This is a genomic window from Apibacter sp. wkB309 (assembly GCF_002964915.1).
Taxonomy (GTDB): Bacteria; Bacteroidota; Bacteroidia; order Flavobacteriales; family Weeksellaceae; genus Apibacter.
Window position 1 is genome coordinate 97546 of sequence record NZ_PSZL01000002.1, and the last position, 24815, is coordinate 122360.

21 protein-coding genes are annotated in these 24815 nt (G+C 30.4%); 11 read left to right on the forward strand and 10 right to left on the reverse strand.

The genetic code is table 11. The features are described from left to right. Window positions 1–232 precede the first annotated feature (232 nt). A complete protein-coding gene (locus tag C4S75_RS02130; RefSeq protein WP_105296681.1) occupies window positions 233–1042 on the forward strand; it encodes an enoyl-ACP reductase in 810 nt (269 codons plus the stop codon). 64 nt (window positions 1043–1106) lie between these two features. Here C4S75_RS02130 and C4S75_RS02135 read toward each other — a convergent pair whose 3' ends face one another. Then, window positions 1107–1673: a hypothetical protein gene (locus C4S75_RS02135; RefSeq protein WP_105296682.1), complete on the reverse strand. Its 567-nt coding sequence runs from the start codon at window positions 1671–1673 to the stop codon at window positions 1107–1109. 107 nt (window positions 1674–1780) lie between these two features. Here C4S75_RS02135 and C4S75_RS02140 point away from each other — a divergent pair, with 107 nt between their 5' ends. The 4 genes from C4S75_RS02140 (at window position 1781) to C4S75_RS02155 (ending at window position 7464) form a co-directional block, all read left to right on the forward strand. After that, the gene (locus C4S75_RS02140) at window positions 1781–3688 is read left to right on the forward strand and encodes an ATP-binding cassette domain-containing protein (protein ID WP_105296683.1); all 1908 of its coding nucleotides are present in this window, start codon (window positions 1781–1783) and stop codon (window positions 3686–3688) included. A 226-nt stretch (window positions 3689–3914) separates the two neighbouring features. Next, window positions 3915–4790 carry a sulfite exporter TauE/SafE family protein gene (locus C4S75_RS02145; protein WP_105296684.1) on the forward strand — a complete coding sequence of 292 codons (876 nt, stop codon included), beginning with the start codon at window positions 3915–3917 and terminating at the stop codon, window positions 4788–4790. A 12-nt stretch (window positions 4791–4802) separates the two neighbouring features. Next, window positions 4803–5201, forward strand: a complete 399-nt coding sequence (locus C4S75_RS02150) for a DUF1634 domain-containing protein (RefSeq protein ID WP_105296685.1) — start codon at window positions 4803–4805, stop codon at window positions 5199–5201. A gap of 46 nt (window positions 5202–5247) precedes the next feature. Beyond that, window positions 5248–7464, forward strand: a complete 2217-nt coding sequence (locus C4S75_RS02155; RefSeq protein WP_105296686.1) for an FUSC family membrane protein — start codon at window positions 5248–5250, stop codon at window positions 7462–7464. On the opposite strand, the gene C4S75_RS02160 is transcribed toward C4S75_RS02155, so the two are convergent. From C4S75_RS02160 to pepE, 4 genes are all read right to left on the reverse strand, one after another. Beyond that, the gene (locus C4S75_RS02160) at window positions 7457–7912 is read right to left on the reverse strand and encodes a YqaA family protein (RefSeq protein ID WP_105296687.1); all 456 of its coding nucleotides are present in this window, start codon (window positions 7910–7912) and stop codon (window positions 7457–7459) included. The genes C4S75_RS02155 and C4S75_RS02160 overlap by 8 nt on opposite strands. A 10-nt stretch (window positions 7913–7922) precedes the next feature. Further along, window positions 7923–8672 (reverse strand): 1-acyl-sn-glycerol-3-phosphate acyltransferase, encoded by a 750-nt coding sequence (locus C4S75_RS02165; RefSeq protein ID WP_105296688.1) that lies wholly within the window; start codon window positions 8670–8672, stop codon window positions 7923–7925. 2 nt (window positions 8673–8674) lie between these two features. Next, complete coding sequence (locus C4S75_RS02170) at window positions 8675–9640, reverse strand: type I phosphomannose isomerase catalytic subunit (RefSeq protein WP_105296689.1); 966 nt, start codon at window positions 9638–9640, stop codon at window positions 8675–8677. 66 nt (window positions 9641–9706) lie between these two features. Next, window positions 9707–10414 carry a dipeptidase PepE gene (pepE, locus tag C4S75_RS02175; protein WP_105296690.1) on the reverse strand — a complete coding sequence of 236 codons (708 nt, stop codon included), beginning with the start codon at window positions 10412–10414 and terminating at the stop codon, window positions 9707–9709. 295 nt (window positions 10415–10709) lie between these two features. On the opposite strand from pepE, the gene C4S75_RS02180 reads away from it, so the two are divergent. The 3 genes from C4S75_RS02180 to aspS all read left to right on the forward strand — a co-directional run bounded on the left by C4S75_RS02180 (window position 10710) and on the right by aspS (window position 14608). Then, a complete protein-coding gene (locus tag C4S75_RS02180; RefSeq protein ID WP_105296691.1) occupies window positions 10710–11339 on the forward strand; it encodes a hypothetical protein in 630 nt (209 codons plus the stop codon). Window positions 11340–11595: 256 nt separating this feature from the next. Continuing rightward, the gene (locus C4S75_RS02185; protein ID WP_105296692.1) at window positions 11596–12489 is read left to right on the forward strand and encodes a CorA family divalent cation transporter; all 894 of its coding nucleotides are present in this window, start codon (window positions 11596–11598) and stop codon (window positions 12487–12489) included. A gap of 367 nt (window positions 12490–12856) precedes the next feature. After that, on the forward strand, window positions 12857–14608 hold the full coding sequence (gene aspS, locus C4S75_RS02190) for an aspartate--tRNA ligase (RefSeq protein ID WP_105296693.1): 1752 nt from the start codon (window positions 12857–12859) through the stop codon (window positions 14606–14608). 292 nt (window positions 14609–14900) lie between these two features. Here aspS and C4S75_RS02195 read toward each other — a convergent pair whose 3' ends face one another. Next, entirely contained in the window at window positions 14901–17369 is a 2469-nt protein-coding gene (locus C4S75_RS02195; protein ID WP_105296694.1) for a lipopolysaccharide assembly protein LapB, read from the reverse strand. A 155-nt stretch (window positions 17370–17524) separates the two neighbouring features. Between C4S75_RS02195 and C4S75_RS02200 the strand changes: the two genes are divergently transcribed. Continuing rightward, on the forward strand, window positions 17525–18280 hold the full coding sequence (locus C4S75_RS02200) for a Kdo domain containing protein (protein WP_105296695.1): 756 nt from the start codon (window positions 17525–17527) through the stop codon (window positions 18278–18280). A 7-nt stretch (window positions 18281–18287) separates the two neighbouring features. On the opposite strand, the gene C4S75_RS02205 is transcribed toward C4S75_RS02200, so the two are convergent. The 3 genes from C4S75_RS02205 to C4S75_RS02215 all read right to left on the reverse strand — a co-directional run bounded on the left by C4S75_RS02205 (window position 18288) and on the right by C4S75_RS02215 (window position 21419). Then, window positions 18288–19943 (reverse strand): glycosyltransferase family 39 protein, encoded by a 1656-nt coding sequence (locus tag C4S75_RS02205; protein WP_105296696.1) that lies wholly within the window; start codon window positions 19941–19943, stop codon window positions 18288–18290. Between the two features lie 97 nt (window positions 19944–20040). Continuing rightward, a complete protein-coding gene (locus C4S75_RS02210; protein ID WP_105296697.1) occupies window positions 20041–20706 on the reverse strand; it encodes a lipid-A-disaccharide synthase N-terminal domain-containing protein in 666 nt (221 codons plus the stop codon). Further along, a complete protein-coding gene (locus tag C4S75_RS02215) occupies window positions 20703–21419 on the reverse strand; it encodes a glycosyltransferase (RefSeq protein WP_105296698.1) in 717 nt (238 codons plus the stop codon). Before C4S75_RS02215 ends, C4S75_RS02210 begins: the two co-directional genes overlap by 4 nt. Before the next feature lie 156 nt (window positions 21420–21575). Between C4S75_RS02215 and mdh the strand changes: the two genes are divergently transcribed. Beyond that, entirely contained in the window at window positions 21576–22514 is a 939-nt protein-coding gene (gene mdh / locus C4S75_RS02220) for a malate dehydrogenase (RefSeq protein WP_105296699.1), read from the forward strand. Between the two features lie 327 nt (window positions 22515–22841). After that, window positions 22842–24119, forward strand: a complete 1278-nt coding sequence (murF, locus tag C4S75_RS02225; protein ID WP_105296700.1) for a UDP-N-acetylmuramoyl-tripeptide--D-alanyl-D-alanine ligase — start codon at window positions 22842–22844, stop codon at window positions 24117–24119. A 160-nt stretch (window positions 24120–24279) separates the two neighbouring features. Here the strand turns inward: murF and C4S75_RS02230 are convergent, their stop codons facing one another. Beyond that, the gene (locus tag C4S75_RS02230) at window positions 24280–24804 is read right to left on the reverse strand and encodes an OmpH family outer membrane protein (RefSeq protein WP_158254198.1); all 525 of its coding nucleotides are present in this window, start codon (window positions 24802–24804) and stop codon (window positions 24280–24282) included. Window positions 24805–24815: the final 11 nt, after the last annotated feature.

Consider the following 24815-nt stretch of genomic DNA (forward strand, 5'->3'; position numbering starts at 1 on the left):
ACTAAGTATTTTCTATCTATATTTTTATAAAATCGATGCATTTTAGATTAAATTATACCAAAATACACAAATCATGCTCAATTTTCATTTATAAGGGATTATGCAAAATACATCGTATAATTTCTTTAGTTTTTATGAATTGATTTATTAATCGGGTTAGATACTAAACTTTTCGGTTACATATAAAAATATTTACATAAATTTGTTCTGTTAACATATTTAAATAAATACTATGTCTCACGGATTATTAAAGGGGAAAAAGGGAATTATTTTCGGGGCGTTAGATTCTAACTCCATTGCATGGAAAGTTGCAGAACAAGCTCATGCAGAAGGAGCTGAATTTATCCTTACTAATTCCCCAGTCGCTCTTAGAAAAGGGGAACTTAACGCATTGGCTGAAAAAACCGGCTCTGATACGGTTCCTGCTGATGCCACTTCAATGGAAGATTTGAATAAACTTTTCGATCATGCTCTTGAAAAATTCGGAAAGCTTGATTTTATTTTACATTCTATAGGAATGTCTATTAATGTCAGAAAAAATAAAGATTATACTGATATAAATTACGAATGGTTAACTAAAGGCTGGGATATTTCTGCCGTTTCTTTCCATAAAGTTATGAAAACTGCTTGGGATAAAGACGCTATGAATGAATGGGGTAGTATTTTAGCTCTTTCTTATATTGCCGCTCAAAGAACTTTTCCCGGCTATAATGATATGGCTGATAATAAAGCTTATTTGGAAAGTATTGCAAGAAGTTTCGGTTACGAATGGGGAATCCGTAACAAAGTTAGAGTTAATACAATTTCTCAATCACCTACTCCTACTACTGCCGGAAACGGTGTAAAAGGTTTTGGAGGATTTATTGAATTTGCTGAAGAAATTTCTCCGCTTGGTAATGCTACCGCTGAGGAATGTGCAAATTATTGTATTACGTTATTTTCCGACCTAACCAGAAAAGTAACTCTTCAAAATCTTTTCCATGATGGAGGTTTCTCCAATGTTGGAGTTAGTGAAAGAGTTATGAAACGTTTTGAAAAATAATTGGTTATTACAATTCTATAAAAAAAGAGGCTTATTTTAAAGCCTCTTTTTTATAGAAATACTTTTATTTCAGTTTCGGTTGTAATTTAATTACTTGGTCATCATTAATATGATAGTATTTAATTACAGCGTTATAATCTTTGTAATCAATAGGCATTTTACTACTAAATGCATTACCGGAAGAGCTTCCCGGGATGATAACAATTCTAAAAACTTGTTTATTAATTAATCCAGGGGTTAAAGTCAAATCATAACTTCCACCGGCATAAATATTAAAATCTTCAATACTAAAATCAAAATCATAAGAAAATTCGCTTTCAGCAATCCCATCATTATTCAAATCAACATAAAAAGTTCGAGGTATAAGTTGCCATACATCTTTACCGGAAGCATTTTCAGCAGAAAGCCTATATATTAATAAATGATCTCCGTTTATTATGGCCGGTCTAAGCTCTCCATTAATCACCCAACCCAATTGACTGTCAAATCTAAAAGAACTTTCAATTTCAAATACTCTTGAAATTGTATCCGTGTTAACTACTACACTTCCGTTGTCATCATCGTCACTGCAACTAGTTAAAAATACAGTAAAGCATAATGTTAGTACTACTATTGATAATATTTTTTTCATAAAATTATATTAAAAAACTAATTTACATATTTTTCTTATAACAAAGACAAAAATGAAGGAATTAAGTTTAAAATCGTATCTTTGCATGTTCAAAATTTAACAAGAAAATGATATTAGTCCAGAATCTAGGATTACATTTTGCAGGATCTTATCTATTTGAAAATGTAAATTTTAGAATTAATAAAAATGATCGTATTGGATTAGCGGGTAAAAATGGTGCAGGTAAATCAACTTTATTAAAAATTTTGTCCGGTGAGCAACCTTCAACTGAAGGAAATGTTGAAAAAGAAGGAGAAGTTCGCATTGGATTCTTAAAACAAGATTTAGATTTTGAGAAAGGAAGAACTGTATGGGATGAGGCAAAACTGGCTTTTAAAGAATTAAATATAATCAATGAAAAAATTGATACAATCAATCATGCTCTTGCTACAAGAACCGACTACGAATCTGAGGAATATCACAAGCTTATTCATGATTTAACCGATCTAACCGATCGATTTTCTCATTTAGGCGGCTACAATATTGATGGAGAAATTGAAAAAATTTTAAAAGGGTTAGGTTTTAAAGAATCCGATTTTAATAGGCTTACGGATGATTTTTCGGGAGGATGGAGAATGAGAATTGAGTTAGCTAAACTCTTATTGGAAGAAAATGATGTGCTGCTTCTTGACGAGCCTACCAACCATTTAGATATTGAATCCATCATTTGGTTGGAAAGTTTTTTAATTACTTATAGCGGAGCGGTGGTGCTAGTATCACACGATAAACAATTTTTAACCAATGTTACCAATCGAACCATTGAAATTTCCAATAAATCCATACAAGATTATAAAGCTAATTATACCAAATACCTTATTTTAAGGCAAGAAAGAAAGGAAAAACTTCTTCAGCAACAAAAAAATCAAGAACAAGAGATTAAACGTACGGAACAACTAATCAATAAATTTCGTGCAAAAGCTAGTAAAGCTTCTTTTGCTCAATCTCTTATGAAAAAATTAGATAAGGTAGAACGCATTGAGGTGGAAGATGAAGACATAACTCGTTTTAATATACGTTTCGAACCGAGTATTACTCCCGGAAAAATAATTTTTAAAGCAGAAAATTTAGGTAAATCTTTCGATACTCATACTATTTTTGAAAATGCCAATTTTTACATCGAACGTGGAGAGAAAATAGCTTTCATCGGGCAAAACGGCCAGGGGAAAACTACTATGGCTAGAATTATGGATGGCTTATTATCTTATCAGGGTAAACTTGAAATAGGCTACAACGTTCAAATTGGATATTTTGCTCAAAACCAATCCGAAGAACTAAATGGTTCCAAAACTATCTTAGAAGAAGCTGAAGATTCGGCTACAGAAGAATCTCGTCCTAAAGTTCGAGACTTGTTAGGGTCATTTCTTTTTCAAGGAGATGAAGTTCATAAAAAAGTGTCTGTACTTTCCGGAGGAGAACGAAATCGATTGGCTTTATGTAAATTACTTCTTCGTCCTTTCAATACGTTGATAATGGACGAGCCTACAAATCACTTGGATATACAATCTAAAGCGATATTAAAACATGCCTTAAAGAATTTTACGGGGACGCTGATTTTAGTATCTCATGATCGTGAATTCTTAGATGACTTAGCTGACAAGATTTTTGAATTCAGAAATGGAGAAGTAAAAGAATTTTTAGGTAATATCAATGAATATTTAGAGTATCGTAAAAAAGAAAATATGAGAGAAGTTGATATCGAAAAATCAACTACCCGTAAAGTGACTTCAGAAAATACACCTACTAAAACTTCTCAGGAAAAGCAATTTAAATCGAAAGAACAAAAATCGTTAGAAAATAAATTGTCTAAACTTGAAAATGACATTGAAAAAACAGAACAAAAGATTTCTGCTTTTGAAGATTTATTTAGTAAAGAAAACCCAAAAGAGGAAGATATTAAGGAGTATTCTGAATTAAAGGATAAGCTTACCCGAATTACTCATGAATGGGAGAACATGTTTTCTCAATTAAACGGATAGTTATGGTATGATTTCCTTTTTTAATGGATAGATATCTTTTAATTGAAAGTAATTATATTTTGCAATTAACCCTTTGATCATCAGTATAATAAAACTCTAAGTAAAAAGTTGTTTTTTTACCTTAATTTTTCATTTATTGGATTGTAGAATTAAATTTAAATTAATAGTAACAGATTAAAGTAGGAATCTTTAAATTTGTTACTTAATTTCTTAATTTTAATTCATTTTGACTATAATAATTTTTACTATTATTCTATTTTTTGGAGCAATTGCAGCGGGTACTCTGGGTTCTCTTACCGGACTTGGTGGCGGAGTAGTCATAATTCCTCTATTAACTCTGGGTTTTGGTGTTGATATTAAATATGCTGTTGGAACCGCATTGGTTACTTCGATAGCTACTTCTTCGGGGGCTGCAGCTGCTTATATTAAAGAAGGAATGACTAATGTGCGTATTGGAATGTTTCTTGAAATTGCTACCACCCTGGGGGCGGTTTTAGGTGCCTTACTTGCTGTTTTTTTACCTACTTCCGCAATTTATATAATTTTAGGTTTCACTCTTATCTTTTCATCTGTCATGACTTTAAGAAAGAAAAATGCATCTATAGATTATACTGCTCCGGGGAGTAAATTAGCTACTACATTGAAATTAAACGGAACGTATCCTACTCCTGACGGAATTCAAAAATATAATGTTCGAAATATTGGTGCGGGTTTTTCTCTAATGACTATAGCCGGTGTGCTTTCCGGTATCTTAGGTATTGGATCGGGAGCGCTTAAAGTATTAGCTATGGACACGGCTATGAAAATACCTTTTAAAGTTTCGACTACTACTTCTAATTTTATGGTAGGAGTTACTGCGGCCGCCAGTGCAGTTATTTACTTTCAAAGAGGTCAAATTGATCCTTTTCTTGCCATGCCTATAGTGGTAGGGGTTTTGTTTGGAGCTTTTCTCGGTTCAAAAATATTGATGGCTATAAACGTTCAGTTGTTACGTAAAATTTTCAGTTTGGTTATTGCTATTCTTGCAATTCAAATGATCTATAGAGGATTGGAACCTTCATTTATTAAATGGTTTCCACATATCAATTTTCCTAAACTTTAAGCTGAGTGTGTTATGAGTAATTTATTTTCGAGAAAATTTTGGGAAGAACGTGATGTAGAGCTTTATATTGGTAAATTGCTGCGCTACGGAGTTATTCTTTCTTCAATTATTACCATTACCGGCGGAGTAATTTATATATCTCAACATCCGGATCAACAACTCAATTTTAAAACGTTTGTAGGGGCTCCTAATTATTTGAGGGAATTATCTACTTTATTACCTGCTGTTTTAAAATTTGACGGGTTAGCAATTATACAGCTGGGAGTTGCCGTTTTGATCGCTACTCCTATTCTACGGGTAGCTTTTTCAATTGTGGCTTTTGCTATTGAAAAAGATCGAATGTATATTGTTATAACCTGTATTGTTTTAGCTATTATCTTATCAAATATGATTTTTGGTCTGGAAGGATAAAACTAACCGGAAATTTTAATTTACTAATCACTGCTTACAGATTTTCATGCAGCAAAAAATTAAACATATAGTCTCCGAAAGTACCTTTTTTATTTTTGGTTTTTATTTTAGTCGTGGATTACGTATTGCTCTAGCCATTGTAATCCCCCTACTCGCAGGATGGTTTTTTAAGAGGCCCGATATCGGTATAGTTGCTTCTTCAGGAGCTCTTGTAGCCGGACTGGGAGATAATCCCGGATCTATTCGTGTTAAATTTTATACTCAATCTATTGCCGCTTTATTTTACTTTTTAGTGGTTTTTGTGTGTCAGTTATTGATATCGCATGAAATCATTTTCGGTATTTGGATTACTTTGTGCGGTTTTTTCTTTTCCATGTTTTTTATTTACGGTTCTCGTGCGGTTAGTGTTAGCACCTCTTCTTTATTATGTGTGGTTTATGCATGTAGTTTTGAAGCTAACCATATCATAACTAATACGTTGGGAATGATGATGGGGGTTGTATGGTATGGATTTATTTCTTTGGTTTTATGGAGAATTCAACCGTATCGGGTGATTGAACAAAAAATTAGTGAAAATATTAAACTTTTAAATGAGTATACTGAGCTAATACATGAGTACTTTTTGTTAAAAATTAAAAATCCTGCTAATAGTCAAAAACAAACAGAGATTTTAAATAAGCTTTTTGAAAAACAAACAAAAATACACAGTACTCACGAGGATATCCGAGAAAATCTTTTTAAACTACGGATTAATGCTAAAAGTTTTTCTGCAAAGGGCAGAAAAATGACTTTAATTTTCAGCGCATTAATCGATCTGTATGAGCAACTTTTATCATTAAATTGTCAAGATGACAAGCTGATTGAGTCTCTCGTTAAAAGTGGTCTAAAAAGGGATTTTGAATATCATTTAGCCAATATGGAAAAAATCCTCTATGAATTAAGTTGGTCTATAAATTTCCATAAAAAGGTTACTGTAACTATTGATACTGCTCCACTTAATCGTTTTAAAGAAAAAATACTTTCAATTGAAGAAAGGGAAAAAAATAATGAGAAATCCGTTATTGATATCAATGCTTTAAAACATGTTCGTTTTATTTTTAAATCATTTTATAAACAAACCGGTTTTATTAAATCACTTATCAACGGAGAGTTTAGATCGGAGAGAAAACAATATGAAGATTTGGATTTGGAAAAGTTCACCAGACAATATAATTATAGCTTTTCTACATTTAAAGCCAATTTAAATCTTAAATCCAACATTTTTAAACATGCTTTACGAGTAAGTGTCGCCATATCGGTTTCTTATATAATTTGTACTTTACTTAAAATTGAATATTTTGCTTGGGTATATTTAACGATCATTTTAATTTTAAAACCTTTTTATGGAAATACGAAAAACTCTTCTATTCAAAGGTTGCAAGGTACTCTAATCGGGGGAGTATTAACGTTGGGTCTTCTTCTTGTTACGCATAATATTTATGTGATTTCAGTAGTAACTTTTATTTGTATTGTGGGCGCTTATAGTTTTATACCTATCAGCTATAGAACGGGGGTTGCTTTTGTTACCATATTTGTTATACTACTGATTTTTCTGGAACACAGCGGAAGCGATGGTTGGACAAATATTTATCACCGTTTGGGGGGAACAACGATTGCCGTTGTAATCAGTTTTATTTTAAGTTTTTCTTTTCTTCCTACTTGGGAATATAAAAATCTTCCTGTATTGATTGAAAAGTTATTGAAATATAATTTAGATTATTTTACAAAAATAACTTATAATTTATTGAATGACGATAAGCTTTCTGATACCGATATAAAACTGTCCAGAAAGGACGTTTTGTTGGGAACTTCCAATTTATCAAGTACTTTTCAAAGAATTATATCAGAACCTAAAATTTCAAAAAATTACAAATCCGATATATATAATATTCAAACTTTTATAAACCTTCTTTCTACAAGAATATCATCCCTTAGATCCTATATTAATGAAAACAGTAAAGCATCAGATATAGATAAACAGTTGATCTCATCTATTGAAAATACTTTAAATAAATGTTTACTAAATATCAAAGGGTCTTCCTTTGATTGTGATACGGAATGTCAAGAAAAAGAGGAAGAATTGAATGTTTTAGCAGATGATCAATCATTAATTTCTTACCAGCTTCGGGAAATTAATCTTTTATCACAGCAAATTTATTCCTATATAAATAAGCTTAATAATTTTCAGGAGTGGAAAGATTCTAAAAGGGATTTTTCTATTTAATGAAATTTGCAAAACCTTTGTAAGCATACATAATCAAAAGGTAACGAAATAGTTTACCGGCTAACATAGACAGGGATACGATATAGACATTGGATCTCATATACCCTAAGGCTACAGGTATGATATCTCCAATAATGGGTAAAAAAGAAAAAAAGGAAATATATGCTCCTTTTTTATTTAATCTTTGAGTGGCTTTATCAATTTTTGTTTTATTTATTTTTAAATATTTTTGAATCCATTCTATTTTACCCAGTCTTCCCAGGTAGTAACCGGTCATTCCTCCTAACCAGTTTCCAATGGTAGCTATCAGAATACTTATCCATGGATTCCCGCCCATAATGAGTATTCCTGTAAGAACTGCTTCGGAGCTAAACGGTAAAATGGTTGCTGCGAGATAAGAAGCAATAAATAATCCTATATATCCATAGTCTACTAATCCGTCTAACATATAAAATTACTTATTTTACATTTATGAAATCTATCTTATCATCTTTTATCCTTTCATAAATTAATTGATAGGCTTTTTCTTTAAGTGATTCTTTCGTTTCTCCATTTGGATACAATATTTTTACACGCTCTACTTTCACTTTACCCGGATATCCTAAATTAAATACAAATGGAAACATATTTTTTAGATTATGAAATGCATAAACTACAATAGGACTATTACAATAAATTGAAGCTATAAATGCTCCATCTTTAAATTTTTCCAATTTTATTTTTCTCTTGGGAACTCCTCCTTCCGGAAAGATAACCACATTTTTATTTTGTTGGGTTAATTCTTTTTTTACGGCAGAAAAAACTGCTTGTTTGCTTTGTCTACTGGATCTATCTACCAGGATGGATACTTTTTTATAAATTCTTCCGAATACGGGATATTTTTCCAACTCTTTTTTTCCTACGAATATGATCGGATGATGAGGATGGAGTACATACATTAAGACCACGTCTATTAAGGAAGTGTGATTGGCAATAAATATGTAATTTTCTTTAGGATCTAAATTTACTTCCGATAGTAATGAATAGGTAAATCCCGATCCATAAAAAATCACCCATCCCCACATTCGCATAAAGAAATAGGTTAGCTTATTATTTTTCTGATAAGTCATCAGATAAATTACCACTCCAATGGTAAGTGTGCAAAGGGCGGCTAAAATATAAAACCAGATTCTCCAAAGTATGGTAGCTACAGTCTTAAGATATTTCATATTTAATCTATATGAACTTCTAAGAGTTTTGTTTGTACAAGGGGTTTTACTTCAACATTCTCAACTTCCGCAGGAAGCAACACCGTATCCCCTTTTTTAAGGGTTACGGGTAAGGTCTTATTCAATAGGGTACATTCTCCTTCTAAGCAAATCAGTATACGAAATGAATTGGGCAAGTTATTTAAAATTTTATTTTCTATAACTTCAATTGATGAAACCGTAAAATAAGGAGATGCTAATAGCGTAGTCTCTTTTGCATTTTTATCATAATGTGAAAATGGATCTTCAACAAAAGAATAATCCATTACCTCTTTAGCTTGATCAAGGTGTAACTCTCTTTTTTTTCCGTCTTTATCAATACGATCATAATCGTAGATTCTATACGTCACATCTGAATTTTGTTGGATTTCAACTACTGAAATTCCTTTTCCCATGGCATGAACTCTACCGGACGGTATATATATAACACTTCCTTTGTCAGGGTGTATTTTTCTGAGGATTGTATCTAAAGTATTTTTTTCAATATTTTCCGTAAAAATAGTCTTATTGGTTCCTTTTTCAAATCCTAGTATAATCTCTGAATTGGGCTCTGAATCCAATACATACCACATTTCCGTTTTCCCGAAAGAATGATGGTGAGCTGCTGCATACTCATCGTTTGGATGAACCTGAACAGATAAGGGTTGAGCTGCATCTAAGAATTTAATGAGTAAGGGAAATTTATCTCCATATTTCTGATATACTTTTTTCCCTACTAAACGGTCTTTATACTCTTTAATTAAATCGTCGAAATTTTTTCCCTTCAGGCTTCCGTTGCTTACTATACTAACATATCCCGGAACTGTTGAAATTTCCCAGCTTTCTCCCAGTTTTTCTTCCTTACTTTCTTTACCGAATTGTTTTAGTTTATTTCCTCCCCATATTCTGTAATGATAGGAAGGTTGAAATACCAATGGATATAGTGACATACTTATGTTAATTTATATGCAAAAATACAATTTTAAAATTGTATTTATCTTATTTTTAGTTTACCTTTACGTAAGTAGAAAGTTAAAATCTTCTTCAGAGCCCAGTTCTTTAATGGTTTGATTGTATTTAAAAATTCTTGCCGTTTTTTCTCCTATCAACTTTAACTTTCCATTTTCATAATGCAACATAGTACCCTCTCTTAATCCTACTACATATGAATTATGATTTAAGGTTATAAACTCTCTAATTCTTTGTTCACGGGTTTCTCCACCGAAATCATCAGGATGTGTATCTATATAATGGGGATTAATCTGAAAAGGGATCAAATTTAAAGTATGGAAATTTTCCGGTTCAACTATTGGCATATCATTAGTTGTTCTCAAGCTGGGACATGCAATATTGGATCCTGCACTCCAACCTATATAAGGAATTCCTTCTTTAACTCTTTCTTGGATAAGCGAAAGTAATTTTTCTTGTTGTAATTTTTTTACCAAATTCCAGGTATTTCCACCTCCTACGACGATTGCATCTGCCCTTTTTATCGCTTCTTTAGGATCTGAAAAATGATGTATACTTTTCACTTCTATACCTATTTCTTTCCAGGCTTCATTAACTTTATTTTCGTATTCTTCATACGAGAAAGTTACTGCTGCAAAAGGTATAAATATAATAGATATTTTTTCAGTACCCAGGAATGATTGTATTTGTTTTTTTGAAAATTCAAGATATTTTTCTCCAACATTAGTGGAATTACTGAGTAATAAAAGCTTCATTTTTTTTAGTATTATCAATCATTATTAAATTAAATAATTTTTATTTATTTATTACTTAAAATAAATCATTATGAGAACGTTATTAGCAATACTAATGTTATAATTTCAGTAATAAATTCTTACATTTTTAAAGTCAAATATAACTAGAAATTAACTTAAATTCCATTTTATGAGTTGAATAAATACATTTGATGTAGAAATGGTTTTTTCAATTCGTTAGCTTTTTCAAACCGTCGATTACAAATATCATTTTATCAATTTGATTTTATATATAATTTTGAAAAAAATTATTTAAATGAATACTATTAATTTTTTGGCAGAGCGACTATTGGGTAGAAAATTAACTAAAAGTGATGGAGTTAAGCCTTCGGAACTCGATAAAGTTGAAAGTAAATTGGGTTTCGCACTGCCTGATATTATACGAGATCTTTATTTGATGACCGGAAAAAATGGAATGTTGATGGAATCATTCAATCGTTTTGCTTTACCCACGCAACTTCAAAGAGATGATAATAAAATAGTTTTTTTAGAAGAAAATCAAAATATATGCTATTGGGGATTTGAAATTGATGCGGAAAATACTAATCCAAAAGTATATCAACTGTTAAATGAAAATGAATGGTATGAGGAACAAATTCCGCTGATTGAATTTTTAAAAGTCATGTTGTATTATCAATGCGCTCAAGGTGGTTATGAATATTTAGGAATTACCAACATTTCAGAAGAAGATTTTGAAATTTTCATCCATACGGAATGGGAAGATGTGGTAAGGTATAACGGTTTACAAATTTATTGGAAACCGGATTGTTTACTTTGGTATGTTTACAATAAAGAGAATATAAGAATCGAGGATATTTATTTTTCTGCAAGATCTGAAGAAGCTTTCCTTAGGCATGCACAAAAATATGAGTTGGAAATTATTTAATATACGATTTGCTACGCAAATGGTTTACTAGAGATTTGATTTATTAAAACAAATCTATTGGCCACAAATACGTAATAAATTCCATATAAATCTGTTTTTTCAAATTACCAAAAATTAAGATAAATGTAAATAATGTATTTTAGTTTTATCTATTCAGTAATTTATTTTATAAAATTCTTTTAAAATTGCAATGATTTAATTTATTTTTTGAATATTCTTATTTCTAAAAGTAGTACTTTTACAAAAAAGGTATTTAATGGCAGTAAAAATAATCAATCAGTCCAATTATGAATGGATAGACCTACTCAATCCTACGAAAGAAGAAATGCAAAAAATTGCGGAAAAATGCAATCTTAATTTCTATAATCTAGCAGATAGTTTAGAACCTAATCATTTACCAAAATTTGAAACTGAAAATGGCATTAATTTCCTAATATTAAGAGTAGTACATAAAGGCGATAAAAAAGACACCAATATTGAAAGTCTTTCCAACAAAATTGCCGTTTTTTTTAATGATTCTTTACTCATTACTATACACCGTATTGAAATGCCCTTTATCGATGATATTGCCAACAAATGTCAAAGTATGGGACAGACTTTCTCAACAAATATGGTAATTATAAAGATTTTAAAAAGCGTATTACAAACTTATAATGATTCCATATTACAAATTATTAATCGATTGGAATCTTATGAAAATAAACTTTTTTTAAAAGATCCCTCTTCTAAAGTTTTACAAAGCATTTATTCTTTAAAAAGAAAAACCAATCTTTGTACTAAACTTTTAATTCTTTCGGATGAGGTGATTAATTCTATTAAACCCTCTAAGCAAGAAAAGGCTGCCCATCAAGATGCTAAAGATTTATATTTAAAGTTAACAACTCTTTACGAGCAAGTCATAGACGACCTTAATAATTTACTCAATTTATATATTTCTCTATCTTCTCAAAAGAGCAATGAGATAATGAAAACTCTTACTATTTTCTCAATATTCTTTATGCCCTTGACATTTATTGCGGGTATTTACGGGATGAATTTTCATTATATGCCTGAACTGGAATTTAAATTGGGGTATCCGATCATATTATTGATTATGTTTATTATTACCCTGATTATTTATTATTGGTTAAAGAAAAAAAAATGGCTTTAAAACTTTTTCAAAAAATTTCAATTAATTTGATTTAACTCTACGATCTCAAAACAATTTCAATTCGTGAAATTTTACTTATAACTATTTCTATAGTCTTTTAAACTTTTTAGATACTTTTTTATCTATAAGATAAAATAATACAAAAGGATTTTAATGCTGACGAGTCAAATAATTATGAATAATTATTCTATTTATTTTCTATAGGTTAAATCTAAACTAAATATTTCTCCTAGTAAATAATTGAAAAGACTACTGAATCAAAAAATAATTCTTGATAAAATCTAGTACCTTTTAAATTTTACATTAACGTAAAATTTCTAATTCCTATTCAACAGATTATAATTATTTTTGTATAAAAATTGTCAACATGTATAGAACCAACACCTGCGGAGAACTTAATGAATCAAATATAGGACAAAAAGTAATTCTTGCCGGATGGATCCAAACTATTCGTGATAAAGGATTCCTTACCTGGATAGATTTACGCGACCGATATGGAATCACTCAACTTGTTTTTGATGAACAACGAACCGATAAGGATCTAATTGATAAAGCAAAAAAATTAGGTCGTGAATTTGTTATTAAAGTCTCAGGAACAGTAATTGAAAGATCCAGCAAAAATCCTAATTTACCTACAGGTGCTATTGAAATTTTAGTTGAAGAATTATTCATACTTAATCCATCGTTGGTTCCTCCATTTACAATTGAAGATGAAACAGATGGAGGCGAAGAATTACGTATGAAATACAGATATTTGGATATAAGACGTAATCCGGTTAAAGAAAAATTAATTTTCAGAAGTAAGGTTGCTCAACTGGTAAGAAATTATTTATCTCAAGAAGGTTTTATTGAAGTGGAGACCCCAGTCTTAATAAAGTCTACACCTGAAGGAGCACGAGACTTCGTGGTTCCGTCTCGTATGAATCCCGGACAATTTTATGCCTTACCTCAATCGCCTCAAACTTTTAAACAATTACTTATGGTTGGGGGCTTAGATAAATATTTTCAATTAGTTAAGTGTTTTCGTGATGAAGATTTACGTGCAGACCGCCAACCCGAATTCACTCAAATTGATTGCGAAATGTCTTTTGTTGAACAAGAAGATATTCTCAGAACATTTGAAGGTCTAACCAAACATCTTTTAAAAGAGCTGAAAAATCTTTCTTTTGACAACTTCCCTCGAATGACTTATGCGGAAGCAATGAGGAAATACGGTAATGATAAGCCGGACATTCGATTCGGAATGGAATTTATTGAATTCAATGAAGAATTACAGAACAGCGGTTTTAAAGTATTTGATGAAGCAGAATTAGTGGTTGGTATTAACGTTGAAAAATGTGCTGTTTATACTAGAAAACAGCTTGATGAATTGACCGATTGGGTAAAAAGACCTCAAATAGGTGCATCGGGATTGGTTTATATACGTTACAATGAAGACGGAAGTATTAAATCTTCTGTAGATAAGTTTTATTCTGAAGAAAAACTAAAAGCAATCATACAAAAAGCAAATTCTCAACCCGGTGATTTGATCTTAATTTTATCGGGGCCAACTCATAAAGTGCGCCCTCAATTAAGTGCATTACGTATGGAATTAGCTGAACGTTTAGGCTTACGAAATCCTGAAGTTTATGCTCCTTTATGGGTTGTCGATTTTCCATTACTTGAATGGGATGAGGAAGAAAACAGGTATGTTGCCATGCATCATCCGTTTACCTCTCCAAAACCTGAAGATATTCCTCTTTTGGATACCCACCCCGGAGAAGTTAGAGCCAATGCTTATGACCTCGTTTTAAACGGTAATGAAATTGGAGGAGGTTCTGTTCGTATCTATAATAAAGAATTACAAGGAAAGATGCTTTCTTTATTAGGATTTTCTCAAGAAGAAGCCGAAGCTCAATTTGGCTTTTTAATGAATGCTTTTAAATTTGGTGCTCCTCCTCATGGCGGTATAGCTTTTGGCTTTGATCGTTTTGTAGCTATTTTAGGGGGACAAGAAGTAATTCGTGATTATATTGCTTTTCCAAAAAATAATTCGGGAAGAGATGTTATGATAGATGCTCCTTCCTATATTCATGAGCAACAATTAGAGGAATTAAACTTAAAAATAACCAAAGAATAAATCAATTCTTATAGTATCCCTAGTAAAATAAAAAGCAAAATTTTTGTAACCAAAAATTTTGCTTTATAAACTAAATAAAATAAAACCAATTTTGTGAGAACACACAGTGAAAATTACTCCTTTACTTTATTTATATAAAGTAAATTTTTCATTTATCAATTCAAAGGTATGTTTTTTATTTAGAATGATTATAAATAACTATATGATTTAAATCATATTATCCGGTAGATAGCATTTAGTTAGCTAAATTCAACTTTTTAAAAATTATACTTACTAAGTTAAGCGAACCCATTTAATCTTTACTATCGATATCCACATCATTGTTTTGCCAATTTTCTAATGTAGGCAAATTCATTGAGTTTGTTTCTAATACCGGGAAATTAGCTTTGATCTCAGGATCATTGGTTATTACAGATTTTTTGTTGCTTTCCTTTTTTTTATCTTTAAAGAATTTTAATAAATCTGCAGCTTTCTTTCCCTCTTCTTTATCTTTATATAAGACAGCAATATGTTCTAACGATTGTTCAAACTCTTCTTTATTTCCTAATTTTGCATCACAAAAAGCGGAAAGTAAGGCAAATTTAGCTATTATCTCATCTTTGGGATATTTGGAAAGTGCCTGACTTGCCATGTCTTTTACTTCTGAATAGTTACCGTTTTTGTATTTTTGATAGGCATTTTCATAAAACAAGATTGCATCTGAAGAATTAGTTTTTAACTCATTAACTTGAGGATGCAAAATAGCGTAAGCATATTTAGTATCAGGATATTGGGCAGTTATTATATCTGAGTATTTTTTTGCTAACACTTGATTTTCTCCTTGATTAAATCGATACAAGTTATACATTGCCAAAACTTTTATTTCCTCATTGTAAGGTTGAGTTGATAATAAATGTTCTAAAGTAAAGGTAGCTGATTTTACATCATGTAACTGATCGTAATATAAAATTCCTAAAGATAATTCCACAGAATCTCTCTGATTTTTTAAAACATCTATTTCTGATTGACTTTTAGGTAAATTTTCTGTATAATATTCAACTTCAAATCGTCTAGGATTCTTAGAATCCGACTGACCCGATAATTGCGTTTTAACATCATCTAAATTTGAAATCTTATTGCTTATTCGCCAGTTATCCTCCAACATTCTATCCCCCCATTGTTTTCTAAATTCTGTTTGACCTACTTGCTTCAGGTTATTATTATAAAAATACCATTTTCCTTTGGTATTGGGTGTAATCATCGTAAATGCAGATGTTGTATTTTCAAACGATTCGGTAGCAAACTCGGTATTATTTTCTCTTCTTTGATTCTTTTCTTGTTGTAATCTTTCTTTTTCTTCTTTTTCTTTTAGTTGATTTATATATTTTTGATAATAATTATTTCTTTGCTCGGGTAACATTTTAGCAACCATTATAATACTATCATTCTTTTTTACTAAGTAAAATTTTTTGGTTACTTCTTCTAAAACTTTATTTTTAGCTGTTAATTTTCTTTTCATTGCCGGATCAACAAATCTTGAAATTGCGCTGTCATAATAGGCACTTGCATAGACATAGTCAGGTTTTGAAAAATAATTATCTCCTATTTCTTGATAAACTAATGCTCGTATTTGAGGATCACTCTCTTCCTCTTTTAAAGATGCAAAAAAATAGTTCATCGCATCTTTATTTCTTTCTTCTTTTAAGGAAGTTAGCCCCATTGCATAGTAAATTTCATTTTTTCTGGATTGGTATAATCCTTTTTTGGTTAATCCTTTTAAAAATTTAATTCTATTCGTATAGGCTAAGCTATCCTCTTTTTTATACAATCTAGATAAAGCTATTTGTGATTTGATCTCCAATTCAGGAGTAGATTTTTTCTTAAAAGCTAAATTATAATAGTTTCTTGCCAAATCCTTTTCGTTCAATTTTTCTGACAATTGACCTTGAATAAAACTAAAACGGGCTTGGTTTGTATTGCATTTATTATATTTTTTTGCAACATCTAAAGCTTTTACAGCTTCTGAATATCTTTTTTCATCAATTAAAAATTGAGAATATATTTTAGAGATAAATTTTGCATCTCTTTTTTTTAATTTTTGATTGATGAGTTTTTCATAAATTTCATTCGCTTGAAAAGAATTTCCTGATTGTGCTTGTGCTAAGGCCATATAACCTTCAACTTGAGCTTTTTTAGTATTTTTTACTAAGGTTGAATTCATATAATTCAAATAGTTAAGAGATTCAAACGGATCTCTTTTATAATAATAAGCTCTTGCTAACAAAAGGTAAGCCTCACTCATCATGGAATTATATTCTTTTCCTTTTATAAGCATTGAGTGTTTTTCAACGGCTTTCTTTCCTTTTTCTATAGCTTTGTCATAACCTTGCGCTTTCGAATCATTACCTGCACCTAACATCTTCCCAAAAGCGTCAGATAAGGAATTTATGGCTCCTTGGGCATCTAAATTTTTTAAATTATCTTTTAGTTCTCCTGATAGATTTGCAGTGTTATTATCTGAACTTGCTAAGAAATTATCAAAAGAATTTTCTTTTTCCTCCACAAAAGGATTACCCGGTTCTACCGGTAAAATGGCAGAAAAATTATCCCTGTATCTTGAGTTTCTTGATTTCAATTCTTCATTTAATGCTTCTTGGCCGTTGAATAAAGTATTGTTCCAAGTAGTAATCCGATGATATGTACGATGAGTTATCCCGTTTTTTTTGGTTGAGCAGCCTCCCAAAAGGCTTAAAATCAGAATTGAATATATAATTTTCTTCATTTATTTCTTATAATTGACAAAGCTAATAAAAAAACGAAAATTTATTAAATTTGTTGTTTTTAAATGCCTACTATTTCACTTATTATCTCTTATCTTATAAAACCTTAAATATAAGCTAAATTTGTTATTAAAAACAATTATAATTTTTATATTAAATGCGCAAATACATTCTAAACGAAAAAAATCAGGAAAGCAAAGATGAATTATTAAACATTATCAATAATTTTAATAGTTATGATGAAATTCTTGGAAACCCGGAAAGAAATGTTATAAAAAAAGTTCCTTTTAAGGGAGATTATATTACAATTAAAAGTTTTAAAAAACCTCACTTAATAAATAAATTTGTATATAGATATTTTAGAAAATCTAAAGCTAGAAGATCTTTTGAACACGGAACAAAACTTCTGGAATTAAATATATTAAACCCGGAACCTCTGGCTTATATTGAAAATTTTGATATCATGGGTATAACTTCCAGTTATTACATATCAAAATACGTTTCCTATGATTTTACCTTGCGAGAATTATACGATCAACCGGATGGTTTTGAATGTGTGAAAGCCTTTGCTCGGTTTTCCTACTATGTTCATACTAAAGGGGTTTATATTAAAGATAATACACCCGGAAATACTCTTATTATCCGTAAAAATAATGATTACGAAATGTATTTGGTAGATTTAAACAGAATGGAATTTCATGAAGAGTTATCTTTTGATATTAAGATGAAAAGTTTATCAAATAATATTAAGGAGCAACCCTATTTAGACTTATTAATTGAAGAATATTCTAAAGTTTCCGGATATCCTTTACATGAAGTAAAATCTAAAATTGCTCATTATCAGAAAGAATTTAATCGTAAAATTGAATCCAAAGCAAAATTTAAACGTTTTTTAAAAAAAATATTTAAATAGTTATTATTTATTCTTGATTAGGATTTGATTTTTTATAAATAACAAGGAAGTCACGAGCTAATCTCTCTTTGTATGATTTGCCGGAAGGAGCCACAGTATTTAAATCAACATACGAAACTTTTTTAACGTTATAAATTGAGCTTAATTCTTTAATTAAATTTTCCGTATCTTTTTGAAAGCAAAGGACTCCGACATAATTTTTATTTTTTAATACCAATTGATCTCTAATTCCTGCCTTGTCAATAGATGGAATCTTATCATCGTAATCCCAAACAATTTCGGGTGACATGTATTTATAATCATACAAGGTCATTTTATTTGCAGTAAATCTATGCAAATCTTTTACAGACTTATAATTGGGATTATACAAAAAACTCTTGGCTAGAGGGAAAACAAAAATTATAACCACACATTGTAATAGTATAATTGAATTAAATACACGATACCAAGATTTTTTAATAAGGAAATACATAATACTTATTCCTACTATAAATAAAACCAGGGATGAGTATAATGCCCAATCGGATTGTCGCGTAATTTTTTCTTTAAAAAATAAATATATTACCAAAGGATAAACAACTCCTACTAAACCTAATAACCCAAAGTTTATCTTAATCAACACAGAATCTTTTTTATTTTTAATTCCCTTAAGAATGAATTCTATATAGAATCCTGTATTCAAAGCAAGGGGAATTAAGGTGGGCAAAATATACCGTACTTTTTTTTCCGGAATAAAACTGAGTAAAAGCAAGGAAAATAGTGTCCACAGTAAGGTAAATTGATAGGCTTTAAGGTTGGAAACCTTATTTTTCATATAAGGATAAAAGAGAGCTACTAAGGAAGATATAGTCCATACTCCGGATTGAGTAAAAAAGCTCCAATAATAAAAAAAGGATTTGGAGTTATAATCATTAATCCATCGGGCCGTTTCTTTTTTTGCCATTGAATTCAAATGTTCCGGATCCATCCAATGTACATAAGCCGACCAGGAAAGGCCTCCTATAAGACCAATAAGCATATATATACATAGTGGTTTTAAAATCTTTTTATTTTTAAAATTAAATTTGTAAATAAACCCATAAGAAATTAAAAACGGAAGAAGCAATGCATATAATGAAACTGGACCTTTACTAAGCATGGAAAAGGCAAGAAAAATTCCTCCCGGTATTGAATTTTTTATTGCACCGTTTTTCAAACGTAACAGATTCCATAGATAAAATATGGAAACAATCATAAAGCTGTGACAATAAATATCCCATTGGTTATCTCTACCTGCAAAATAAACGTAAAAAGAAGTTAATAAAATTAATCCGTTTTGAAAACCGGTTTGTCCCGTAAGCCCTAATTTCAGTGAAAATTTATAGATATAAAATACGAGGAGCATGGTCACAAGAACTACGGATATACGTAAAATTGCCACCGAATGAAATCCGAATAAATACCCAAAAAAAGCAGTCATCCAAGTTGGAAGAGGTGGTTTTTCATACCTTGGTTCTCCGTTTAATGTAGTCAAAAACCAATGTCCGTCTTGCACCATTTCTCTTGCAGTGATAAAGTTTCGTGCCTCCATTATATTAACCGGCATGACTCCTAAGTTTATCCCTAATATAATCAGAGAAGTGCAAAACAATATTGTTATATGCTTAGTGTTATTATTTTTCATGCATATTTTATTTTATTTAAAATGATATTTTTAAATAAAAAATTTTCATTACTATATAATCGAAAAATAGTCAAATATATTTTATTAACTATTTTATTTAACTATCACTTTTCTTCAAAATAATTATGTTTCTTGTATAAACAATAATTCCTATGATATGCCCGGCAAATAAAACAGGGTCTTTTCTGATAATTGAATAAATAAAGATCATCAATGATCCGGTAAGGCTTAAAATCCAAAAGCCCATAGGTAATTCCGATTTCTTAATTTTTTCCGAATAAATCCATTGATAGATAAATCGCATAGTAAACAAAACTTGTCCGAGGCTTCCCCATATAAGTAACCATAAGGGTATATTTTCCCTGCTAAAAAGTTTATGTAAATCAAAAGCACTGTTCCAAAGGCTAAATATAATTGCCACTACAGGAAATAAATATAAAATATATCTAAAAACTACATGATATTTCATCCAGGCATCATGAAGCTGAATATTCCTAATGTAAATGTAATAAGTTATCAACTGCCCTAACATAATTGAAAAATCATGTCTTAAATATCCGTAAACGAATAAAAAGAAGGAAGCAACAAGACTTACCTGCCAAAAGATGAGATCAGAAGTAACCTTTTTATTTTTTTCTGCTGAAATCCATTGAATTATCATTCTACTTGAAAAAAGTATTTGTGCAAGAAAACCTAAACTTAAGGTAAAATACTTTGCAAATAGATCATTAAAAAAAAGATTCTCAGCTAAGATATTTTTCATATTTTTTTCTCAGCTACTTTATAATTGATATATTTATTTTTCATCCAAATGTAAGCAAAGCAATCACTTAGAGGCCCAATCAGACGATTCCATAAATGAAATTTGGATTTACCGGCAATTCTTTCGAAATGCTGTACCGGAAGTTGTTTAATTTTACCGTTTTGAAGTAATATCATTGCCGGAAGAAAACGATGCAATCCTTTAAACATCGGAATTTTTTTCGCATATTCAGTTTGAATAATTTTTAAAGGACACCCCGTATCATCCATCCCGTCATGAGTAAAAGCACGTCGGATTCCATTCGCAATTTTCGATGAAAGATTCTTAACTTTACTGTCTTTCCTGTTGGACCGAACTCCTGTAACTAATTGGTATTGATCTGCATAATCTAAAAGAATGTTGAAATCCATGGGAGATGTTTGAAGATCTGCATCAATATATCCGACCCAATGAGTATCGGCATAATCAAATCCGGCCTTTATTGCGGCACTTAATCCATAATTTTTATCGAATGATATATAAAAGAATTCTTGATTCTCGTTGCAAATTTTTTGAATTACCGAAAGACTTGAATCTTTAGAACCATCGTTAACAAAAAGTACTTTTGACTTTTTCTTAGCAGCATGTAGAAATGCCAACATTTCTTCTTTAACTCGTTCAAGATTATCTTCTTCATTAAAAACCGGTATTATTACCGTTAATTCATATTCCATGTATGTGGGATGTAAAATAATTATCAAATTTATTAAAAAAAATAGTGAATTTAAAATTGGAGAGTTATGTTTTAAAAGATGATAAACGACATTTTATTATAATTAAACTTATTATACCTTTGAGAAGATTATTAACAATAAATTAAGTATAAAAATATGAAAGTAACTGTAGTAGGCGCCGGAGCCGTAGGGGCTACTTGTGCTGATAACATTGCAAGGAAAGAAATAGTTGACGAACTAGTAATCGTTGATATAAAAGAAGGTTTTGCTGAAGGTAAAGCTTTAGATTTAACACAAACCACATCACTTTTAGGATTTGACACTACTATTACGGGAAGTACTAACGATTATTCTAAAACTGCCGGATCTCATGTTGCCGTGATTACTTCAGGTATTCCCAGAAAACCGGGAATGAGTCGTGAAGATCTTATTGGTACTAATGCAGGAATCGTTAAAGACGTTGCAACTAATATATTAAAATATTCTCCGGAAGCTATATTGGTAATTATTTCGAATCCTATGGATACCATGACCTATTTAGCTCTTAAATCTTTAGGATTACCTAAATCTAGAGTTATTGGTATGGGAGGAGCATTGGATTCATCTCGTTTCAAAACCTACTTATCTTTAGCTAGTGGAGCTTCTCAAAACGATATTCAAGCTACGGTTATAGGGGGACACGGGGATACAACGATGATTCCTTTAACTCGTTTTGCTTCTTGCCAAGGGGTACCTTTTTCAAAAATATTATCTGCAGATAAATTAGAAAAAGTTGCTTCTGATACAATGGTTGGTGGTGCTACATTAACTAAACTATTAGGAACTTCAGCATGGTATGCTCCCGGAGCTGCCGGAGCTGCAGTGGTTGAATCCATTATTAGAGACGAGAAAAAAGTAATTCCTTGTTCCGTTTACCTAGACGGTGAATATGGTGAAACCGATATTTGTATTGGAGTACCTGTAGTTTTAGGTAAAAACGGTATTGAAAAAATTGTTGAACTAGAACTCAATGACACTGAAAAAGCTAAATTTAAAGCTTCAGCTGATGCGGTAAGGAATATGAATAATGTTTTATACGAAATGAAGGTTCTATAAAGTTGTAAAAACTAAATATGTTTAAAACAGCTTATTATTAGTAAGCTGTTTTTTTATTATATCTCCTTTCACATTAATTTTAAAATTAATCCCTACATTACAAATTAGAAAATTTAACTTCAATTTAATTAACCGTTCTTTAACTTCATAAACCTATTTATTTGAAATTTTTGATTTTTTTTAAATAAAACATATATCAAAAACGACTTTTGTTTGTTCTGACTATATTTATATAATTGAATTATTAAAGATTGATTATTGATCTATGTAGCTAACAATTATTTATTTTTGTATAGTAAATTTCAAAGTAAACCAGGAAGATTATATATGACAATTATTGAATTATATTCCATTTTTTTGCAATCTTCAGGAATTGCAACGGACACCAGAAAAATTGAAAAAGGCAATTTATTTTTTGCTTTAAAAGGAAATAATTTTGATGGAAATAGATTTGCTGAACAAGCAATAAAAAATGGCGCTTTAGCTGCCGTTGTAGATGATATTGATGTATCAAATCCTGAAAAAGGCATTTTCTATTTTGAAAATTCTTTAGTTGCTTTACAAAATTTAGCAAGATATCACAGAAATCAAATAAACATTCCTGTTATTGGTTTAACCGGAAGTAATGGTAAAACTACTTCTAAAGAACTAATAGCTTCCGTTTTAAGTGAAAAATTTAATGTTTTATACACACAGGGCAATCTAAATAACCATATTGGAGTGCCGCTTACCATCTTATCTATAAATCCCGAGCATGAAATTGCTATCATTGAAATGGGGGCCAATCATCTTAAAGAAATTGAATTATTAAGCGGTATTTCACAACCAACTATTGGCTATATAACAAATTTTGGTAAAGCTCATTTAGAAGGCTTTGGAGGAAAAGAAGGAGTAATTAAAGGAAAATCAGAACTTTATGCTTTCTTGAGAGAATATAAGAAAACAGCTCTGATAAATACCGATGATCCTTTACAAGTTTCCTTGAGTCAAGGAATAGAAAAAATAACTTTCGGTTCTCATGGCTCATATACTTTCTCTTTATTAGAAAATAACCATCGGGTTAGTATTCAATATAAAGACCTTGTAATTAATTCTCAACTTACCGGTCAATACAATTTTACAAATATTTGCGTTGCTTTTTCCTTAGGGCTTTATTTTGGCATAGATACGAATACGATTAAAAAAGGGATTGAAAATTATACCCCTCAAAATCAACGTTCACAAGTTGTGGAAAAGGAAAACGTAGTTTTAGTAGTAGACACCTATAATGCTAATCCGAGCAGTATGGAAGTATCCTTAGAAAATTTTTCTCATTTTAAAGGAACTAAATCTATAATTATTGGAGATATGTATGAATTGGGCAGCGAATCGGTTTTAGAACATCAAAAGATTGTAAATCTTGCAGAAAAGTTAAATTTTGATTTTATTTATTTAGTTGGTGAAAATTTTTATTCAACCAACACGACGACTACCAGAGTTCAAAAATTTCATACGACTAATGATATGAAAGAATATCTTAAAAGCCATACCCTACCAACGCAAAATATTTTATTGAAAGGTTCTCGCGCCATGGCTTTAGAAAGGCTCATCGATTTTTTACCTTAAAATTTTTTAGGTGTAATTTCTAGGGTAAATTATTATCATATAAAGTGTTTATTACATCATAAATTTTTTACCATTTATTTAAAGTTTTAATCAATTTTTTTGTTTTTATACATAAAAAAAGAGGCTAATAAGCCTCTTTTATCTTGTTCTATCTTAATTCTTATTTTATTCCTAATTTAGCTTTAACATCATTTAGAATATTTGGTCCTTCAGCATATAAAAGAGATGGTTGAGAAGTATCAAAAACATAAAGGTAACCTTTAGCTTTAGCAACACTATCAATCGCATCTTGTGCTTTTTTCATGATAGGCTCATATAAATCTGCTTGTTTTTTATCTAAAGCTTTTGCTGCTTCTTCTCTTAAAGCTACTAGACTTTGTTGATCTTTTTGGAAATCTTCTTCGTATTTTTGAAGTTGATCTTTCATCTTTTCAAGATCAGCTTGTGATTTTCCTTGCAAATCTTTTTGAATTTTTTCATACTTAGCAGAAAAACTGTCTTCTTGTTTTTTAATTTCTGCCTTTTTTTGGTCTGCTAATGTTTTTAATTGATCATCAGCTGCTTTTTTTTCCGGCATCAGGCTTAATAATTCCATTGAATTAACATGAGCTATATTTTGAGCTTTAACTAATTGAAAAGCTCCAACAAATGCAGTTAAGAGGAATACTAATGTGATTTTCTTCATTTTTATTCTAA

What these genes read in the sequence shown, in the direction of transcription:
- C4S75_RS02130 (WP_105296681.1), top strand. Translation starts at nt 233, where the DNA reads ATGTCTCACGGATTATTAAAGGGGAAAAAGGGAATTATTTTCGGGGCG.
- C4S75_RS02135 (WP_105296682.1), bottom strand. Translation starts at nt 1,673, where the DNA reads ATGAAAAAAATATTATCAATAGTAGTACTAACATTATGCTTTACTGTA.
- C4S75_RS02140 (WP_105296683.1), top strand. Translation starts at nt 1,781, where the DNA reads ATGATATTAGTCCAGAATCTAGGATTACATTTTGCAGGATCTTATCTA.
- C4S75_RS02150 (WP_105296685.1), top strand. Translation starts at nt 4,803, where the DNA reads ATGAGTAATTTATTTTCGAGAAAATTTTGGGAAGAACGTGATGTAGAG.
- C4S75_RS02155 (WP_105296686.1), top strand. Translation starts at nt 5,248, where the DNA reads ATGCAGCAAAAAATTAAACATATAGTCTCCGAAAGTACCTTTTTTATT.
- C4S75_RS02160 (WP_105296687.1), bottom strand. Translation starts at nt 7,912, where the DNA reads ATGTTAGACGGATTAGTAGACTATGGATATATAGGATTATTTATTGCT.
- C4S75_RS02165 (WP_105296688.1), bottom strand. Translation starts at nt 8,672, where the DNA reads ATGAAATATCTTAAGACTGTAGCTACCATACTTTGGAGAATCTGGTTT.
- C4S75_RS02170 (WP_105296689.1), bottom strand. Translation starts at nt 9,640, where the DNA reads ATGTCACTATATCCATTGGTATTTCAACCTTCCTATCATTACAGAATA.
- pepE (WP_105296690.1), bottom strand. Translation starts at nt 10,414, where the DNA reads ATGAAGCTTTTATTACTCAGTAATTCCACTAATGTTGGAGAAAAATAT.
- C4S75_RS02180 (WP_105296691.1), top strand. Translation starts at nt 10,710, where the DNA reads ATGAATACTATTAATTTTTTGGCAGAGCGACTATTGGGTAGAAAATTA.
- C4S75_RS02185 (WP_105296692.1), top strand. Translation starts at nt 11,596, where the DNA reads ATGGCAGTAAAAATAATCAATCAGTCCAATTATGAATGGATAGACCTA.
- aspS (WP_105296693.1), top strand. Translation starts at nt 12,857, where the DNA reads ATGTATAGAACCAACACCTGCGGAGAACTTAATGAATCAAATATAGGA.
- C4S75_RS02195 (WP_105296694.1), bottom strand. Translation starts at nt 17,369, where the DNA reads ATGAAGAAAATTATATATTCAATTCTGATTTTAAGCCTTTTGGGAGGC.
- C4S75_RS02200 (WP_105296695.1), top strand. Translation starts at nt 17,525, where the DNA reads ATGCGCAAATACATTCTAAACGAAAAAAATCAGGAAAGCAAAGATGAA.
- C4S75_RS02205 (WP_105296696.1), bottom strand. Translation starts at nt 19,943, where the DNA reads ATGAAAAATAATAACACTAAGCATATAACAATATTGTTTTGCACTTCT.
- C4S75_RS02210 (WP_105296697.1), bottom strand. Translation starts at nt 20,706, where the DNA reads ATGAAAAATATCTTAGCTGAGAATCTTTTTTTTAATGATCTATTTGCA.
- C4S75_RS02215 (WP_105296698.1), bottom strand. Translation starts at nt 21,419, where the DNA reads ATGGAATATGAATTAACGGTAATAATACCGGTTTTTAATGAAGAAGAT.
- mdh (WP_105296699.1), top strand. Translation starts at nt 21,576, where the DNA reads ATGAAAGTAACTGTAGTAGGCGCCGGAGCCGTAGGGGCTACTTGTGCT.
- murF (WP_105296700.1), top strand. Translation starts at nt 22,842, where the DNA reads ATGACAATTATTGAATTATATTCCATTTTTTTGCAATCTTCAGGAATT.
- C4S75_RS02230 (WP_158254198.1), bottom strand. Translation starts at nt 24,804, where the DNA reads ATGAAGAAAATCACATTAGTATTCCTCTTAACTGCATTTGTTGGAGCT.